This window comes from Sphaerisporangium sp. TRM90804 (assembly GCF_029846175.1).
Lineage (GTDB): Bacteria > Actinomycetota > Actinomycetes > Streptosporangiales > Streptosporangiaceae > Sphaerisporangium.
In genome coordinates, this window is record NZ_JARWAC010000016.1 from 98,240 (window position 1) to 114,267 (window position 16,028).

The 16,028-nt window shown below is 70.6% G+C and carries 12 protein-coding genes and 1 other RNA gene; 8 read left to right on the top strand and 5 right to left on the bottom strand.

Translation table 11 applies throughout. The features are described 5' to 3' along the window. Nucleotides 1–21: 21 nt before the first annotated feature. A complete protein-coding gene (locus tag PYR91_RS20845; RefSeq protein ID WP_279781924.1) occupies nt 22–4,890 on the top strand; it encodes an NAD-glutamate dehydrogenase in 4,869 nt (1,622 codons plus the stop codon). 67 nt (nt 4,891–4,957) lie between these two features. Here the strand turns inward: PYR91_RS20845 and PYR91_RS20850 are convergent, their stop codons facing one another. Beyond that, a complete protein-coding gene (locus PYR91_RS20850; RefSeq protein WP_279781925.1) occupies nt 4,958–5,992 on the bottom strand; it encodes a hypothetical protein in 1,035 nt (344 codons plus the stop codon). Nucleotides 5,993–6,073: 81 nt separating this feature from the next. Here PYR91_RS20850 and prfB point away from each other — a divergent pair, with 81 nt between their 5' ends. Continuing rightward, nucleotides 6,074–7,192 (top strand): peptide chain release factor 2, encoded by a 1,119-nt coding sequence (gene prfB, locus PYR91_RS20855; protein ID WP_279781927.1) that lies wholly within the window; start codon nt 6,074–6,076, stop codon nt 7,190–7,192. A 203-nt stretch (nt 7,193–7,395) separates the two neighbouring features. On the opposite strand, the gene PYR91_RS20860 is transcribed toward prfB, so the two are convergent. Then, a complete protein-coding gene (locus PYR91_RS20860) occupies nt 7,396–7,587 on the bottom strand; it encodes a hypothetical protein (RefSeq protein WP_279781929.1) in 192 nt (63 codons plus the stop codon). Between the two features lie 234 nt (nt 7,588–7,821). Between PYR91_RS20860 and ftsE the strand changes: the two genes are divergently transcribed. The 5 genes from ftsE (at nt 7,822) to ssrA (ending at nt 12,553) form a co-directional block, all read left to right on the top strand. Continuing rightward, nucleotides 7,822–8,511 carry a cell division ATP-binding protein FtsE gene (gene ftsE / locus PYR91_RS20865; protein WP_279781931.1) on the top strand — a complete coding sequence of 230 codons (690 nt, stop codon included), beginning with the start codon at nt 7,822–7,824 and terminating at the stop codon, nt 8,509–8,511. Nucleotides 8,512–8,547: 36 nt separating this feature from the next. Continuing rightward, nucleotides 8,548–9,456 carry a permease-like cell division protein FtsX gene (gene ftsX, locus PYR91_RS20870; RefSeq protein WP_279781933.1) on the top strand — a complete coding sequence of 303 codons (909 nt, stop codon included), beginning with the start codon at nt 8,548–8,550 and terminating at the stop codon, nt 9,454–9,456. Nucleotides 9,457–9,479: 23 nt separating this feature from the next. Next, complete coding sequence (smpB, locus tag PYR91_RS20875) at nt 9,480–9,947, top strand: SsrA-binding protein SmpB (RefSeq protein WP_279781935.1); 468 nt, start codon at nt 9,480–9,482, stop codon at nt 9,945–9,947. Between the two features lie 25 nt (nt 9,948–9,972). After that, on the top strand, nt 9,973–11,856 hold the full coding sequence (locus PYR91_RS20880; RefSeq protein ID WP_279781937.1) for a penicillin-binding transpeptidase domain-containing protein: 1,884 nt from the start codon (nt 9,973–9,975) through the stop codon (nt 11,854–11,856). Nucleotides 11,857–12,176: 320 nt separating this feature from the next. Continuing rightward, nucleotides 12,177–12,553, top strand: a transfer-messenger RNA (tmRNA) gene (ssrA, locus tag PYR91_RS20885). A gap of 76 nt (nt 12,554–12,629) precedes the next feature. Here ssrA and PYR91_RS20890 read toward each other — a convergent pair. Continuing rightward, on the bottom strand, nt 12,630–14,243 hold the full coding sequence (locus tag PYR91_RS20890) for an alpha/beta fold hydrolase (RefSeq protein ID WP_279781938.1): 1,614 nt from the start codon (nt 14,241–14,243) through the stop codon (nt 12,630–12,632). 323 nt (nt 14,244–14,566) lie between these two features. Here PYR91_RS20890 and PYR91_RS20895 point away from each other — a divergent pair, with 323 nt between their 5' ends. Then, nucleotides 14,567–14,899, top strand: a complete 333-nt coding sequence (locus PYR91_RS20895; RefSeq protein WP_279781939.1) for a hypothetical protein — start codon at nt 14,567–14,569, stop codon at nt 14,897–14,899. Between the two features lie 134 nt (nt 14,900–15,033). On the opposite strand, the gene PYR91_RS20900 is transcribed toward PYR91_RS20895, so the two are convergent. Together PYR91_RS20900 and PYR91_RS20905 are read right to left on the bottom strand one after the other, a co-directional pair. Then, the gene (locus tag PYR91_RS20900) at nt 15,034–15,417 is read right to left on the bottom strand and encodes an IS5 family transposase (protein WP_279782348.1); all 384 of its coding nucleotides are present in this window, start codon (nt 15,415–15,417) and stop codon (nt 15,034–15,036) included. Between the two features lie 69 nt (nt 15,418–15,486). Then, entirely contained in the window at nt 15,487–15,696 is a 210-nt protein-coding gene (locus PYR91_RS20905; RefSeq protein ID WP_279781940.1) for a hypothetical protein, read from the bottom strand. Nucleotides 15,697–16,028 lie beyond the last annotated feature (332 nt).

Here is a 16,028-nt window from a genome sequence, read left to right on the forward strand (position 1 = left end):
CACAAAGGAGTGAGCGACACCATGCCCCTCGACGAGGCGAAGGACCTGCTGCTCAGGTCCGCGGCGGAGCGATGCGCCAGCCCCCCCGGCGGTGACCGCCTGGACGCCCGGAGCGCCCTGGCGCTCCTGCGGCAGTACTACCGGCACGTCGCCCACGAGGACCTGACCGGCCGCGACGCCGTCGAGCTGTACGCGCCCGCCATGGCGCACCGCAGGCTCGCGGCCTACCGCCCGCAGGGCAGGCCGCTGGTGCGCGCCCACACCCCGACGGTGCCGGGCGACGGGTACGACCTCGGGCGCTCCGTCGTCGAGGTGGTCACCGACGACATGCCCTACCTCGTCGACTCGGTGACCATGGAGCTGGACCGCCACGACGTCGGCGTGCACATCCTGATCCACCCCCAGATGACCGTGCGCCGCGACATGACCGGCCGGATGCTCGGCGACGACCGCGCCGACCTCAGCGGGCAGACCCTGGCCGAGTCGTGGATGCACATCGAGCTCGACCGGCACGTCGGCCCCGAGACCCTGGCCGACATCGAGGGCGACCTGCTGCGCGTCCTGCAGGACGTCCGCTACGCCGTCGAGGACGGTGACAAGATGCGGGCGCTCGCCGTGGGCATCGCGGACGAGGTCGAGGCCGACCCGCCCGCCCTGCCACCGGGCGGCATGGACGACCACCTCGAACTGCTCCGCTGGCTCGCCGACGGCCACTTCACCTTCCTCGGCTACCGCGAGTACCGCCTGGAGACCGCGCAGGACGGCGACCGGCTGCGCGCGCTGCCCGGCACCGGGCTCGGCATCCTGCGCGCCGACAAGGCCGGCTCGGCCAGCTTCGCCGCCATGCCGCCCGAGCTGCGGGCCAAGGCGCGGGAGAAACAGCTCCTCATCGTCACCAAGGCCAACAGCCGCGCGACCGTGCACCGCCCGGCCTACCTCGACTACATCGGCGTCAAGGTCTTCAGCCCCGAGGGCGAGGTCGTCGGCGAGCGCCGCTTCCTGGGCCTGTTCACGCACGTCGCCTACAGCGAGTCGATCTCGCACATCCCGGTGCTGCGCCGCAAGCTGCGCCAGGTGCTCGCCGAGGCCGGGCTGGACCCCGACGGCCACGACGGCTCCGACCTGATCGAGATCCTGGAGACCTTCCCGCGCGCCGAGCTGTTCCAGATCTCGGTGGAGGAGCTGGTGCCGATCGCGCTCGGCGTGCTGCGGCTGCGCGAGCGCAAGCGCGTCAAGCTCTTCCTGCGCCGCGACGACTACGGCCGCTACATCTCGTGCCTGATCTACCTGCCGAGAGACCGCTACACCACCGACGTGCGCATCCGCATGCAGGAGCTCCTGCTCAAGGCGCTGGGCGGCACGTCGCTCGACTACAGCACGATGATCGGCGAGTCGCCGCTCGCCCGCCTGCACGTCGTCATCCGCGGCGAGCGCGGCCGGCCGCTGAGCACGGCCGGCATCGACCTGGAGGAGCTGGAGGCCCGCGTCGCGGCCACCACGCGCACCTGGGAGGACGACCTGGCGGCGGCGATGGGCGAGCTGCCCCCGGGCGAGGAGACCACCGCACCCGCCCGGCGCCACGCCACCGAGTTCCCCGACTTCCCCGAGGGCTACAAGGCCGACTTCACGCCCGCCACCGCCGTCGACGACCTGCGCCGGCTGCAGCGGCTCACCCCCGGGCAGATCTCGATGGACCTGTACGAGCCCGGCGACCGGGCGCAGGGCGAGCTGCGGTTCAAGATCTACCGTGTCGGGTCGGCCCTGTCGCTGTCGGAGGTGCTGCCCCTGCTGTCGCGCATGGGCGTCGAGGTCGTGGACGAGCGGCCGTACCAGATCGGCGTGCCCGGCGGGGAGCCCGCCTGGATCTACGACTTCGGCCTGCGCGCCGAGACCTTCGCCGACGACGGCAAGCTCGACGTCAAGCAGATGTTCCTGGACGCCTTCGCGGCGCTGTGGAGCGGCAGGGCCGAGAGCGACGGCTTCAACGCCCTCGTGCTCGCGACCGGGCTCACCTGGCAGCAGGCGCAGATCCTGCGCATGTACGCCAAGTACCTGCGCCAGGCGGGCACGACCTTCAGCCAGCTCTACATCGAGAAGGCCCTGCTCGGCAACGCCCGGGTGGCCAGACTGCTCGTGCGGCTGTTCGAGGCCCGGCTGGACCCCGGCCGCAAGCCGGAGGTCCGCGAGGAGGTCGGCGGGGCGCTGCGCGAGGAGATCCTCGCCGCGCTGGACGAGGTGGCCTCGCTCGACGAGGACCGCATCCTGCGGGCCTACCTGGAGATGATCTGCGCCACGCTGCGCACCAACGCCTTCCAGAAGGCGGACGGCGCCCCCAAGCCGTACATCTCGATCAAGCTGGACCCCTCGGCGATCAGCGTGCTGCCGCTGCCCCGGCCGAAGTTCGAGATCTTCGTGTACTCGCCCCGGGTCGAGGGCGTGCACCTGCGTTTCGGCAAGGTCGCGCGCGGCGGCCTGCGGTGGTCGGACCGCATGGAGGACTTCCGCACCGAGGTCCTCGGCCTGGTCAAGGCCCAGATGGTGAAGAACACCGTCATCGTCCCCACCGGCTCCAAGGGCGGCTTCGTCGTGAAGCGCCCGCCCGCGGGCGGCGGGCGCGACGCGCTCATGGCCGAGGGCGTGGCCTGCTACCGCGAGTTCATCTGCGGCCTGCTCGACGTCACCGACAACCTGGTGGACAACGTCGTGGTGCCGCCCGCCGACGTCGTCCGGCACGACGGCGACGACACCTATCTGGTCGTCGCGGCCGACAAGGGCACCGCGACCTTCTCCGACATCGCCAACAGCGTCGCCAAGGAGTACGGCTTCTGGCTGGGCGACGCCTTCGCCTCCGGCGGCTCGGTCGGCTACGACCACAAGGCCATGGGCATCACCGCCCGGGGCGCGTGGGAGTCGGTGGCCTACCACTTCCGCTCGATGGGCGTCGACGTCCAGACCACCGGTTTCACCGTCGCCGGCATCGGCGACATGTCCGGCGACGTCTTCGGCAACGGCATGCTGCTGTCCCGGCACATCCGGCTGGTGGCGGCCTTCGACCACCGGCACGTCTTCGTCGACCCCGCCCCCGACGCCGCGCGCTCCTTCGCCGAGCGGGCGCGCCTGTTCGAGCTGCCGCGCAGCTCCTGGGCCGACTACGACCCCGCCCTGATCTCGGCCGGCGGCGGGGTGTGGCCGCGCACGGCCAAGTCGGTGCCGGTGTCCCCGCAGATGCGCGCGGCGCTCGGCATCGCCGACGCGGTGCAGGCGCTGCCCCCCAACGAGCTGATCAGCGCCATCCTCAGGGCGCCGGTCGACCTGCTGTGGAACGGCGGCATCGGCACCTACGTCAAGGCCTCCACGGAGACCCACGCCCACGCCGGCGACAAGGCCAACGACGCGTTGCGCGTCGACGCCTCAGACCTGCGGTGCAGGGTGATCGGCGAGGGCGGCAACCTGGGGCTGACCCAGCTCGCCCGCATCGAGTTCGCGCTGAACGGCGGCTACGTCAACACCGACTTCATCGACAACTCCGCCGGGGTGGACACCTCCGACCACGAGGTCAACATCAAGATCCTGCTCGACCGGGTGGTGCGCGACGGCGAGCTGGGCGACCGGGAGCGCGACGAGCTGTTCCTGGACATGACCGGCGAGGTCGCCGGGCTGGTGCTGCGCGACAACAAGGCCCAGAACGTGGTGCTGGCCACCGCGCGGGCCCAGGCGGCCGAGATGCTGCACATCCACGCCCGCTACCTGCGCAGGCTGGAGCGCGCGGGGCTCGTCAACCGCGAGCTGGAGGCGCTGCCGTCCGACAAGATGCTGGCCGAGCGGCGCCAGGCCGGGCTCGGGCTCACCGCGCCGGAGTTCTCGGTGCTGCTGGCGTACACCAAGCTGGTCGCCGACCACGAGCTGCTCGCCTCCGACCTGCCCGACGACCCCTACCTCGAGCCGTGGCTGGTGTCGTACTTCCCCACGGCGCTGCGCGACCGGTACCGCGCGAGCATGGACGCCCACCCGCTGCGGCGCGAGATCATCACCACCGGCGTGGTGAACGACCTGGTCAACGCGAGCGGCACCTCGTTCCTGTTCCGCTTCGGCGAGGAGACCGGAGCCTCGACCCCCGACATCGTGCGGGCCTACCTGGTGTCCCGGGAGGTCTTCCAGCTTCCCGGCTTCTGGCGCGCGGTGGAGGCGCTGGAGAACAAGGTGGACACCTCCACCCAGATCGCCATGCTGCTGGAGGGGCGCAAGCTCTGCGAGCGCGGGGCCCGGTGGCTGCTGGGCAACCGCAGGCCGCCGCTGGACCTCTCGGCCACCGCCAAGGCCTTCGTGGAGGGCGCCGAGGGGCTGCTGCCGCACCTGCCCAAGCTGCTCACCGGCCCCGACCTCACGGCGTTCGAGGAGCGCCGCGACGGCTTCGTGGCCAGGGGGGTCCCGGCCGACCTGGCCGAGCGCGCGGCGGTGATGGTGCCGGCCTACTCGGCGTTCGACCTGGTCGAGATCGCGTCCCATACCTCGCGCCCGGTGAACGACGTGGCGGAGGTCTACTTCGACCTGGCCGACCGGCTCCAGCTCGCCCGGCTGCGCGAGCGGGTGATCGCGCTGCCGAGGGACACCCGGTGGAACTCCATGGCCAGGGCGGCGCTGCGCGACGACCTCTACGCCGCGCACGCCACGCTGACCAGGGACGTCCTGACCCACAGCGAGCCCGGCCTGTCCCCGGAGGAGCGGCTGGCCCGCTGGTCGCAGGCCAACTCGGCCGCCGTCGCCCGTTCCCGGCAGACCCTCTCGGAGATCTGGGAGAGCGACAACTTCGATCTGGCGACGCTCTCGGTGGCCCTGCGCGCCGTGCGCACCCTGGTGGCGACCAGCAACCTGCCGCACGCGAGCGGCTGAGCGCCCGGCGGGCGGCCGTGACCACCGCCCGGTGGCGGGACGGCGACGCCGCCCGCCACCGGCCGGGTCACTTCTGGCTGACGCCCGTCACGGCGCCGTCGAACCCGATGACGCGGGCGGGCTCGGCGGCCCCCGTGCGGGAGACCTGGCTGACGTACTGGTGGGTCTCCACCAGGCGGAGCATGGTGGCGACCACCGGCGCGCCGACCGCCCACCGCACGTCCTCGGGCACGGGCACGAGCCCCTGGGCGTGCTTCATCTTGGCCTGCCGCAACGTCGTGCGCGTCAGCGAGTACAGGATGACGGCGCCGCCGTCATCGGTGCGCAGGGCGTAGATCGGGTACGCGGTCGCGGCGAAGATCGACTCGTCGAGGAACCCGAACCACTTGGCGGTGGGCTTGTCCTCGCCCCTCTGGGTGAAGTAGCCGGTGGTGCGCGGCCCGGCGGCGATGAGGCTGGCGGCGAAGCCGCCCGGCCCCTCCTCGGCGATGGTCGCGTGCAGCGGGGCCATCAGGTGCGGGCTGATCGCCACGGTGTCGTCCCTGGTGGGCAGGGGGGTGGCGTACCCCTCGGCGTCCAGGGCCACCTTCGGCGGCGCGGCGCCCGGCTCCAGCAGGGACGAGAAGCTCAGCAGCCAGCGTGAGGTCGTGTACTGCTTCATGAAGGCCATGACGGCGGTGCGCTTCTCGCCGCCGGGGCCGCGCCGCTCGACGACCGCCGCGAACCACAGGGGAAAGCGGTCGAGGCGGGGGACGAGCAGCCGCGGCTCGCCCCAGGTGTAGCGGGGCGGCCGCATGGAGGTCGACCGGAAGGCGGTCGACGCGAACGGCGCCTGCCCGTCGCGCGCCAGGGCGAGGTCGAAGGACAGGTCGCCCGACGCCCTGACCACGTCGTCGGTGGCCAGGTACACGCGCAGCACCCGCCTCGCGTCCTCCAGCGTGACGTGGGCCTCGGCCGAGGGGGCCGGCGACGGCGTCGGGGTGCCGGCCGGGGAGGTCGCCGGCTTCACGGCGGCCGGGAGGGGCGAGGCGCCCCCGCCGGGCGAGCAGGCGGCGAGCAGAAGAAGCGACAGCACCAGGAGGCCACGCATGGTCCTGCTCACGCTCGCCTCCCGAAGAGTCCTCGCCGACGCCCATGCTAGCCACGCGCGCGGCGGCGCCGAAGTCGCGTACCCTTGGCAGATGTGGCAGCCATCGATCCCGCAGAAGAGATCAACGAGCTTACCGGCACGCTGAGAAGCATTCAGGACGTGCTCGATCTCGACGTCATGCGCAAGCAGATCGCCGAGCTGGAGCAGCAGGCTGCCGCGCCCGACCTGTGGAACGACCCCGAGCAGGCCCAGAAGGTCACGAGCAAGCTCTCGCACCTCCAGGGCGAGGTCAACCGCGTCGAGGGGCTGGTCCGCAGGCTGGAGGACGTCGCGGTGCTCTTCGAGCTCGCCGAGGGCGAGAACGACGCCGAGACCCGCGAGGAGGCCGACCGCGAGCTCGCGTCCCTCCGCAACGACGTCAACGCCCTGGAGGTCCGCACCCTGCTGTCGGGGCCGTACGACGCGCGAGAGGCGCTCGTCACGATCAACTCCCAGGCCGGCGGCGTCGACGCCGCCGACTGGGCGCAGATGCTCATGCGCATGTACCTTCGCTGGGCCGAGCGCAAGGGCTACTCCACCGAGGTCTACGACACTTCCTACGCCGAGGAGGCGGGCATCAAGTCCGCCACCTTCGCGGTCAAGGCGCCCTACGCCTACGGCACGCTGCGCGGCGAGCACGGCACCCACCGGCTGGTCCGCATCAGCCCCTTCGACAACCAGGGCCGCCGCCAGACCTCCTTCGCGGGCGTCGACATCGTCCCGGTGGTCGAGCAGACCGACCACATCGACATCAACGAGGATGATCTGCGCATCGACGTCTACCGGTCCTCGGGCCCGGGCGGCCAGGGCGTCAACACCACCGACTCCGCGGTGCGCATCACGCACATGCCCACGGGCATCGTGGTGTCCTGCCAGAACGAGCGCTCCCAGCTCCAGAACCGCGCCTCGGCGATGGCGGTCCTGCAGGCCAAGCTGCTGGAGCGCAAGCGGCACGAAGAGGCCGAGAAGATGTCCGAGCTGCGCGGCGAGTCGACGACCTCCTGGGGCACGCAGATCCGTAACTACGTGTTGCATCCCTACCAGATCGTGAAAGACCTGCGCACGTCCGTCGAGGCGGGCAACCCGACCTCGGTGCTCGACGGCGACATCGACGGCTTCATCGAGGGTGAGATCCGCTGGATGCGCCGGCTGGAGTCCGGCGGCTCCAACTGACCCCGCGGGCCGCACGGCGGCCCGCGCGGCTCCCGGCGGCGGCCTCGTGCCGCGCCCGGCGGCGCTCAGATGTGGGGTGAGCCTCGGCGGCCGGTACGGGTGTGTGGCGGGCGCGGTAGGAGTGCGTCCGGGGCTCTGCGCTCCGATCGCGGGCGCGCCTCAGGCGCCCTCGACCCTACCTTCGTCAGGGGCGTGCGGCGCTCTCAGGCCCCGTAGAGGTGCCGGAGGGTCAGCGTGAAGAACAGCAGGGCGATCAGGATGATCGCGATCAGCAGGGGCGGCAGGCCCCCCTGTCCGTGCTGGTGGAGCCGGTTCCTGCCGGCGCGGCAGGAGGCGCAGCGCCCCTCCACGACCGGTCCCGCGCACTGGGCGCAGACGAGATGTTCGCAGCTCAAGGGGATCTTCCTCTCCGCGGTGGTCGCTTTACCGGCCCGTTAGCGAGTGTGGAATCGTTTTGTTTCCGTTATGGACGTTCCATGCCAGTGTTACCCCTAGACTGAGCCTCGGCCAACCGGAACGTCGATCAATGGTAAAGACCGTCGGCCTCCGGTCGGCAGCAATGCGATGTGGCCAACGCGGCCACGTCCGCGACCGTCCCAACCCCTAGACTGGCATGCCGTGATGCGCCTGTGATCCATTTCGATAATGTCACCAAGGTCTACGTTAACCAGAACCGCCCCGCCCTCGACCACGTCAGCGTGGATGTCGACAAGGGCGAGTTCGTGTTCCTGGTCGGTCCTTCGGGGTCGGGGAAGTCGACCTTTCTCCGTCTGGTCCTGAAGGAGGAGCGCCCCAACTCCGGGGCGATCCACGTCGCCGGTAAGGATCTGGCGCGCCTGTCGAACTTCAAGGTGCCGCATCTGCGCCGCCGCATCGGCTGCGTGTTCCAGGACTTCCGGCTCCTCCCCAACAAGAACGTCTACGAGAACGTGGCGTTCGCGCTGGAGGTGATCGGCAAGCCCCGGCGGTTCATTCGCAAGGTGGTGCCCGAGGTCGTCGAGCTCGTCGGCCTTGACGGCAAGGCCCACCGCATGCCGGACGAGCTGTCAGGCGGCGAGCAGCAGCGGGTCGCGATGGCCCGCGCGTTCGTCAACCGGCCGATGATCCTGCTCGCGGACGAGCCCACGGGTAACATCGACCCCGCTACCAGCATCGGGATCATGAAGGTGCTCGACCGCATCAACCGGACCGGCACCACCGTCGTCATGGCCACCCACGACGCCGCCATCGTCGACTCCATGCGCAAACGCGTGGTCGAGTTGGAGGACGGAAAGATCGTCCGGGATCAGTCGCGCGGCGTCTACGGCCAGGCGTACTGATCACTTAGGCGAGAGCGACAGGGGACACCCAAAAGCATGCGCGCAAACTTCATCTTCTCTGAGGTCTGGATCGGCCTTCGTCGCAACCTGACGATGACCATCGCGGTGATCGTGACCGTGGCCATCGGCATGGCACTGCTCGGCATCGGGCTGATGATCAACGCGCAGGTCGGGAACATGAGCACCTACTGGGCTGACAAGGTCCAGCTCTCGGCCTTCCTGTGCAAGAAGAACGACCCGTTCGAGGCGTGCAAGGGCCGCAGCGCGGTCAACACGCAGGAGCGCCAGGCGCTGCTTGCGCAGATCAAGAGCATGCCGCAGGTCGACGACGTCTTCTTCGAGAACCAGCAGGCGGCGTACGAGAACTTCAAGGCCGCCTACAGCAGCAACAGCGTCTTCCTGTCCGCGGTCAAGGTCGAGGACATGCCGGAGTCCTTCCGCGTGAAGCTGCACAACCCCGAGGAGTACGAGGCGGTGTTCGCCGCCCTCAGCGGCGCGCCGGGGGTGTCGAACGTCGTCAACGACCAGCAGCTGCTCGACAAGTTCTTCGGGCTGATGGGCAAGCTGCGCTGGGCGGCGCTCGTGGTGGCGCTCATCCAGGTGTTCGCCGCGATCCTGCTGATCGGCAACACGGTGCGGCTGTCGGCGTACAACCGCAGACGCGAGACCGGGATCATGCGGCTGGTCGGCGCCTCCAACCTGTACATCCAGCTTCCATTCGTCATGGAGGGCACGATCGCCGGCCTGATCGGCGGGGTGATCTCGGCGATCCTGCTGATCGTCGCGAAGATCGTGCTGTTCGACGGGATGCAGGCGTACTTCGTGCTGTCCACCCAGCTCGACTGGAGCGACGTCGCGCAGGTGATCACGCTGACGACCGTGGTCGGCGTGCTGATCTGTATCCTGGCCTCCTTCGTCACCCTGCGGCGTTACCTGAGGGTGTGACGGTCCCCGGTAGGCTCGCTGCCATGCCACGTGAGACGGGGCGCAAGCTCATCGCCCAGAACAAGCGTGCCCGGCACGACTTCCACATCGAGGACACCTACGAGGCGGGCATGGTCCTGATGGGCACGGAGGTCAAGTCCCTCCGTGCCGGCCGGGCCAGCCTCACCGACGGGTACGCCCAGGTGAAGGACGACGAGGTCTGGCTGATGAACGTGCACATCCCCGAGTACCACATGGGCACGTGGACCAACCACGCGGCGCGGCGGCCTCGCAAGCTGCTGCTGCACCGCAAGGAGATCGGCAAGCTCGTCGCCAAGACCAAGGAGTCCGGTCTCACGCTGGTCCCGCTCGCGCTGTACTTCAAGGACGGCAGGGCCAAGATCGAGATCGGCCTCGCCCGGGGTAAGAAGACCTGGGACAAGCGGCAGGACCTCGCCGAGAAGCAGGCGACGCGCGAGATGTCCCGCGCTCTGCGCCACCGCAACAGGTGAGGTGCGGTCGGTCGTGGCGCTAGCCGTGCGTTTCAAGAGGGCGCTGTCGGCGGGCCTGTCGCTCGCCGTGGCGGTCCCCGCCCTGTCGGCGTGCTTCGCCGAGACGTCCCCGCACGACGCCGTCAGCGAGTTCCTGGTCGGGTGGCAGACCGGCCGGTACGCCGACGCCGCCCGGCGCACCGACGGCGACCCCGAGAAGGTGAGCGCGGCGCTGGAGAACGTCGGCCTGCAGCTCGACGCCGCGTCCATCCGCTTCTCGCTCAAGGGCCTGAAGACCAGCGGCGAGACCGCCGACGCCACCTTCCACGTTCAGGTCGACCTCGGCGACAACAACCCGTTGTGGCAGTACGACAACAAGCTGCCGCTCCATCTGGTCGACGGCCGGTGGAAGGTCCGCTGGTCGCCGAGCGTGATCCATCCGGAGCTGCGCGAGGGGCAGCGCTTCGCGGTGGACGCGCCCTCCGAGCCGCGCCAGCCGGTGTTCGACCGCAACGGAGACCCCCTGCAGGAGGAGGCGACCCTGTACGTGGCCGGCGTCGTCCCGGCCACGCTGAAAGACCGCGAGACGCTGTGCGAGCAGCTCTTCCAGCTCACCGGCTTTGCGCAGGACCGCCTGCTCAGCCGCATCGTCTCCGCGCCGCCGCAGTCGTTCGTCCCGCTGGTGACGTTCGGCCGTGCCAAGTACGCCCAGCTCAGCGACCGGCTCGACGGCATCGCCGGCCTGCAGATCGACAAGAAGCAGCAGCCGGTCGCGCCCGCGCAGCCCGTCGAGATCATCGGCAAGGTCGGCACGATCACCCCCGAGACCGAGCAGTTGCTCGGCGGGCCTCAGCGCGCCGGCGACACCGTCGGCCAGGGCGGGCTGCAGAAGGCCTACCAGGATCAGCTCACCGGCTCCACCGGCACCCGGGTCATCACCTACGACCTCAAGACCGGCGAGCAGGTGGCCGAGCTGGCCGAGTGGGAGGGCAGGCTCAACACCTCGGTGAAGACCACCCTCGACAAGGGCGTTCAGCGGGCGGCCGACCTCGCCGTCGGCGGGAGCGCCCCCGCCGCGCTGGTGGCCGTGGACGCGCCCACCGGGGAGATCCTGGCCGTCGGCTCCCACGACATGCACCAGGAGCACGACGCGCTGGCCGGGCGCTACCCGCCCGGCACGGCGTTCTCGATCGTGGCCGCCGAGGGGCTGCTCGCGACCGGGCTCGACCGCAAGCAGCGGGTGCCGTGCCCGGCCGACCGCACGGTCGGCGGCGCGCGCTTCCAGCAGGCCACGGCCCCCGCCGGCACCGCCCCCACCGTCACCGCCGGCTTCGCCCAGGGGTGCGTGACCGCCCTGGCGGCCCTGTCGCGCCGCATCGACGCCCAGGCGCTCGCCAAGTCCGCGGCCCACTTCGGCATCGGCGGCGACTGGGGCCTCCCGCTGCGGTCGTTCAGCGGCACGGTGCCCGCGGCCTCAACCGACGCCGCCAAGGCGCGGGTGATCGCCGGCCAGTCGGTGCGGGTCAGCCCGCTGGCGATGGCCCTGGTGGCCGGCGCGGTCGCCTCGGGCACCTGGCGGCCGCCCACGCTCGTGACCTCGCCCTCCTCGCCCGACCCGTCGGCCGACGTCGAGCCGGCCGTCGCGCCGAGCCCCGTGCCGCTGGACACCCGCACGCTCGACGGGCTGCGCGCCATGATGCGAGCCGGCGTCACCTCCGGCACGGCGGTCGCCGCGGCGGCGCCGGGCGAGCCCGTCCACGGGGTCTCCTCCGCGGTGACGTACACCGACAAGAAGCGGCAGCGCAACCTGTCGTGGTTCGTGGGCTGGCAGGGGGACGTCGCGGTGGCCGTCCTCGCCGAGACCACCGACCCCGCGGCCGGCGCCCGCATGGCCGGCGCCTTCTTCCGCTCCGGCGTCACCGCGTCCTGAGCCCGGCGACGCGCCCGGCCGAAATTGGTCGGCCGGGCGAGCAACCTCCGGGGGCACATCCCGCGTCTTCCTCGATGATTGGGCCCGCTTGGGGGTTGCGGGCTCAGTCGCCGTGATGAGACCAGGGCTTCATCTCGGGGGAAGCCCTGCCGTCCGGACCGGCTCGACCCTGCCGGTCGGCCCTCGGGGGCGTGCGCCTCGTGCCACGTCCCCGGGGGTGTCGGCGCCCCGGCGGGCGCGGGAATCAAGTTGGCGTCGCGGTGGTTGCATGGGATACTCGGGAACGCATGTTTCCGGGGTACGTGCGGCGACTCCCACCAGGGGGTGACCGGTTTCGACTTCGACATGTCGTGGCAAGGGAAGCGGGCCGAGGACGGCGGACATAACCTCGTTAACACTGTGACCGCAAACCATAAGTGCCGATAACACGCGCACTCAGGGCCGTATGGCCCTCGCCGCCTAAGCGAGGACCAGGCCCTTGTCAGCCCGGGAGTGCCTCCGGCCCGGAACTGGCATCGCTAGGAGGCTCAACCGATCGACCCGGTCACGGGGCCGATAGGGAAACCTAACAGTGACTGAGCTCGTCGGCGACATGCCTGTGTGATCGCCGGGGCTGAGAAAATCGCAGCAGGCTGCGCCCGGAGAAGCCTTGTAGCGGTGCCGAAGGACGCGGGTTCGATTCCCGCCACCTCCACCCGAACAACGCCTCCGCACCGGCCCCAGGGCCGGTGCGGAGGCGTTTTCATGTGGTCACCGGTGTCGGTGCGTCTGGGTCAGAAGCCCCAGGCGGGGAGGTTCGGGTAGGGGCCGGGACGCTGCGGCAGCGAGGGCCGGCTCAGGGTCCGCGCTTCGGCCGGCGGGATCGCCGGGCAGGTGATGGCGTTCGGGGGCACGTTCCTGGAGACCAGGTAGCGGTCGATGGCCGCCGTGGGGCAGTCGCCGCGGCCGTAGATGCCGTGGCCCCACCCTTCGTAGGTGATCAGCGTCGCCTCGCGGCCGATCTGCCGGGCGGCGTTGACCGCCCAGGGGTAGGCGGTGGCGGGGTCGTGCAGCGCGTTGCCGAGCAGCAGCGGCGGGGCGCCGTCGACGTCCAGGCGGTGCTGCGGGTTGGGGATCGGCGCCTCCTGGCCGAGGCAGATCGCGGTCAGCACCGTGGCGGGCGGGCTGAGCCGCATGTCGGGCGCGATCCGCGCGGAGCGGCGCAGGTGCTCGGCGTACTCGCGGTAGTTCCGCACCGGCAGGCGGTAGTCCTCGCAGAAGACCTGGTCGGGCAGGTACGCCAGCTCCACGGGCTCGGCGGCCTTGGCCCGCAGGAACCGCGTGAGCTCCCCGGCGGGCGGCTCCTCCCCGGTGTCGAGTGCGACCAGCACTTCCGCGAGCGGGCCCCAGGCGGGGCCGTAGAAGGCGCCGAAGGCGAGGCCGATGACGTCGAGCTGGGTCAGCTTGTAGTCCGGGTCGTCGGGGAAGGCCAGCTCGCCGCGGTCGGCCCTGGCGAGCAGGTCGGCCCAGAAGGCGCGGATGTCCCGCCCGTGCAGTGCGCAGGCCTCCTCGCGCTCGCACCAGGCCACGAACTCGTCGAACGAGTCCTGGGCGGCGGCGGCCTCGGTGTCGATGAAGTCCTTGATCCCCAGGCTGTGGTCCATGTTGCTGTCGAGCACCATGCTGCGGATCTTGCGGGGGAACTTCTCCGCGTACATCTGCCCCATCAGGGTGCCGTAGGAGATGCCGTAGTACGACAGCTTCTCGTCGCCGACCGCCGCCCTGATGGCGTCGATGTCCTCGGCCACGCTGCCGGAATCGACGTGGTCGAACACCGGCCCGGTGCGGGCGCGGCAGTCCTTGTGCAGCTTGCGGGCGAAGGTCCTGAAGGCGTTGAACTCGGCCTCGCTGCGCAGGATCGGGTACGGCGCCGTGCGCAGCAGCTCGGCGGAGCAGACGACCGGGCTGCTGCGGGCCACGCCGCGCGGGTCGAAGCCGACGATGTCGAACCGTCGGGTGACCTCCTCGGTGAAGTAGCCCTCGGCGTAGCCGACGAAGTCGACGCCCGAGCCGCCCGGCCCGCCGGGGTTGATCACCAGCGAGCCGATCCTGGCCGCGGGGTCGGTGGCCTTGCGCCTGGCCAGGGCCAGGTCGATGGTGGCGCCGCGTGGCCTGTCCCAGTCGACCGGGACCTTCAGCGTCCCGCACTCCACGCCGGTGATCTCCGGCGGGAAGTCGGTGCAGGGCGCCCACGCGATGGAGGAGGGCTTCCCGGCGGCCCCGCTCGCGACGGCCTCCGCTCCGGGGGCCGCGGCGCCCGGCAGCGTCCGTGCCCCCGCCGAGGACAGCGGGAACAGGGAGGCGGCGGTGGCGACGGCGAGAGCGATGAGGGGAACTCTTCTTCGCACATGTCTCCAATCAACGGATGACGTGCCTCGCACCCGTGCCCCCTGAACGCACGCGCGTGTTTCCCCCGGCGATGGTGCCCGGGCCGTGCTCGCGACAGCGGGTACGACGGCTCCTGGCGTGCTCGGCCCGGCGGTGAAGCCGGGCTGAGGCGATTCTCGATCACCCGCGCCTGGGGACGCATGCTGACAAAGGATGAAATATTCCCGTCATCTCCTTCGTAAGGTGGAGCGTGGGTGTGCCCCTCCGGCAGGCGACACGCGACGCACACTGCGGTTTCGAGGAGAAAGTGGCCGGGCCTCCGATTGTTCGCCACAATTCGGGCATGGCCCACCCCATCCCGCGCGACGACGTCGCCGCCACGCTCGCGGCGCGGCGCGAGCTCGGCACGGACTACGAGGACGCGCTCGCGGACCAGCTCGTGGACCGCATCGGCCGCACGATCGACGAGCGCATCGACGCCAAGCTCGAAGCCCGCCCCTCGCGCAAGCGCTTCGAGATGGCCCCCTCGACGGCGGCCATCGCCGGCGGCCTCAGCATGAGCGCCCTGTTCACCCTGGTGGCCGCCTCCGACCTCGAGGTCGCCGCCGTCCTCTGGCTGATCATCGCCGTCGCGGCCGTGGCCTTCCTCCTCGGCAAGAGACGCGGCCGCCCCTGACGGCGCGACCACCAACCGACCACGGCCTGAGGTATCCCGCCGGTCTGCTCGCCCCTCACCCTCGCGTCGTCACCACGCTTTTCGGCGAGCCAGTGCCGTCCCGGCCCAACGCCTCCCGGCCGACCGAATTCTTGTCATTCGATCCAGCCCCCCGCACGGTCATCAGCGGCCGGAGCCCGCCGGGCCCCAGCCGCGTGCTGATGCGCACGAGCGATGGTAGAATCCGCACTCACCGTCCAGTCCTTGCCCTCGGCCTCATCACACCCGGCCCGCAGCCCATCGAGGATCCTGGCCCACGTCCCGTCCAGTGACCAGCGACGATGCCGGTTATAGACCGTCTTCCAGTTCCCATAACAGCCAGGCAGATCACGCCAAGGACCGCTCGTACGGGTCCGGAAGAACACACCATTGATCACCATCCGATGATCAGCCCACCGGCCACCACGCCGCGGCCTCATCGACGGCAGCAACACCTCCAACCGAGCCCATTCACCATCGGTCAGATCGTGCCGCTTCAACCGCTCCTCATCCACAGAACTGATCTACCAGACAAACCAAACCAAGATCTACGACGCTGCCTGGCGGCTTCATCGGATCCACAGCCTGCGGTGCCACCACGGACCTCCCGGATCGGCGAAAGGATCGGGCAGCGTACGCGCGAATGCCATCCTGTCGATCGGACGCACGGCCGCGGCGAGGACGCCGGCCGCTCTCGGCGGCAGCGCGCGGACGGCCTCCTCGATCACGTCGCGGGTGTACGGCGGGTCGGCCCACGTGTGGCCGACCTCCAACATCATGAACTCAGGCGAGGCGTATGGAGCACAGCGCGCGTGTTGTTTCCACGCCCCCAGGGCACGCTCAACGGCGTCTTTATCCAGCTTCTTCTTCTCTATGGCCCTGACCTGCCGGTATATGGACAAGGGCAGTATCGACCGCGAGGGCCAGAGAGGACCCGGTGAACGCGGGTGCAGGGGCAGTTCCGCCCGTATGGCGGCGGGGCGCCTACGCGGCATGACCCTTTCTGTGGATCCTCATGCGGCACATCTTCGACCGGGCCGAGCCCGATCGTCAAGCCACTTCGCGCGCCGGATCGCGGCTGGGTTCGCCACATCTGGCTCCGCGACCCAGT

Coding starts and splice junctions, on each gene's coding strand:
- PYR91_RS20845 (WP_279781924.1), top strand. CDS start 22: ATGCCCCTCGACGAGGCGAAGGACCTGCTGCTCAGGTCCGCGGCGGAG.
- ftsX (WP_279781933.1), top strand. CDS start 8,548: ATGCGCGCAAACTTCATCTTCTCTGAGGTCTGGATCGGCCTTCGTCGC.
- smpB (WP_279781935.1), top strand. CDS start 9,480: ATGCCACGTGAGACGGGGCGCAAGCTCATCGCCCAGAACAAGCGTGCC.
- PYR91_RS20895 (WP_279781939.1), top strand. CDS start 14,567: ATGGCCCACCCCATCCCGCGCGACGACGTCGCCGCCACGCTCGCGGCG.
- PYR91_RS20905 (WP_279781940.1), bottom strand. CDS start 15,696: ATGATGTTGGAGGTCGGCCACACGTGGGCCGACCCGCCGTACACCCGC.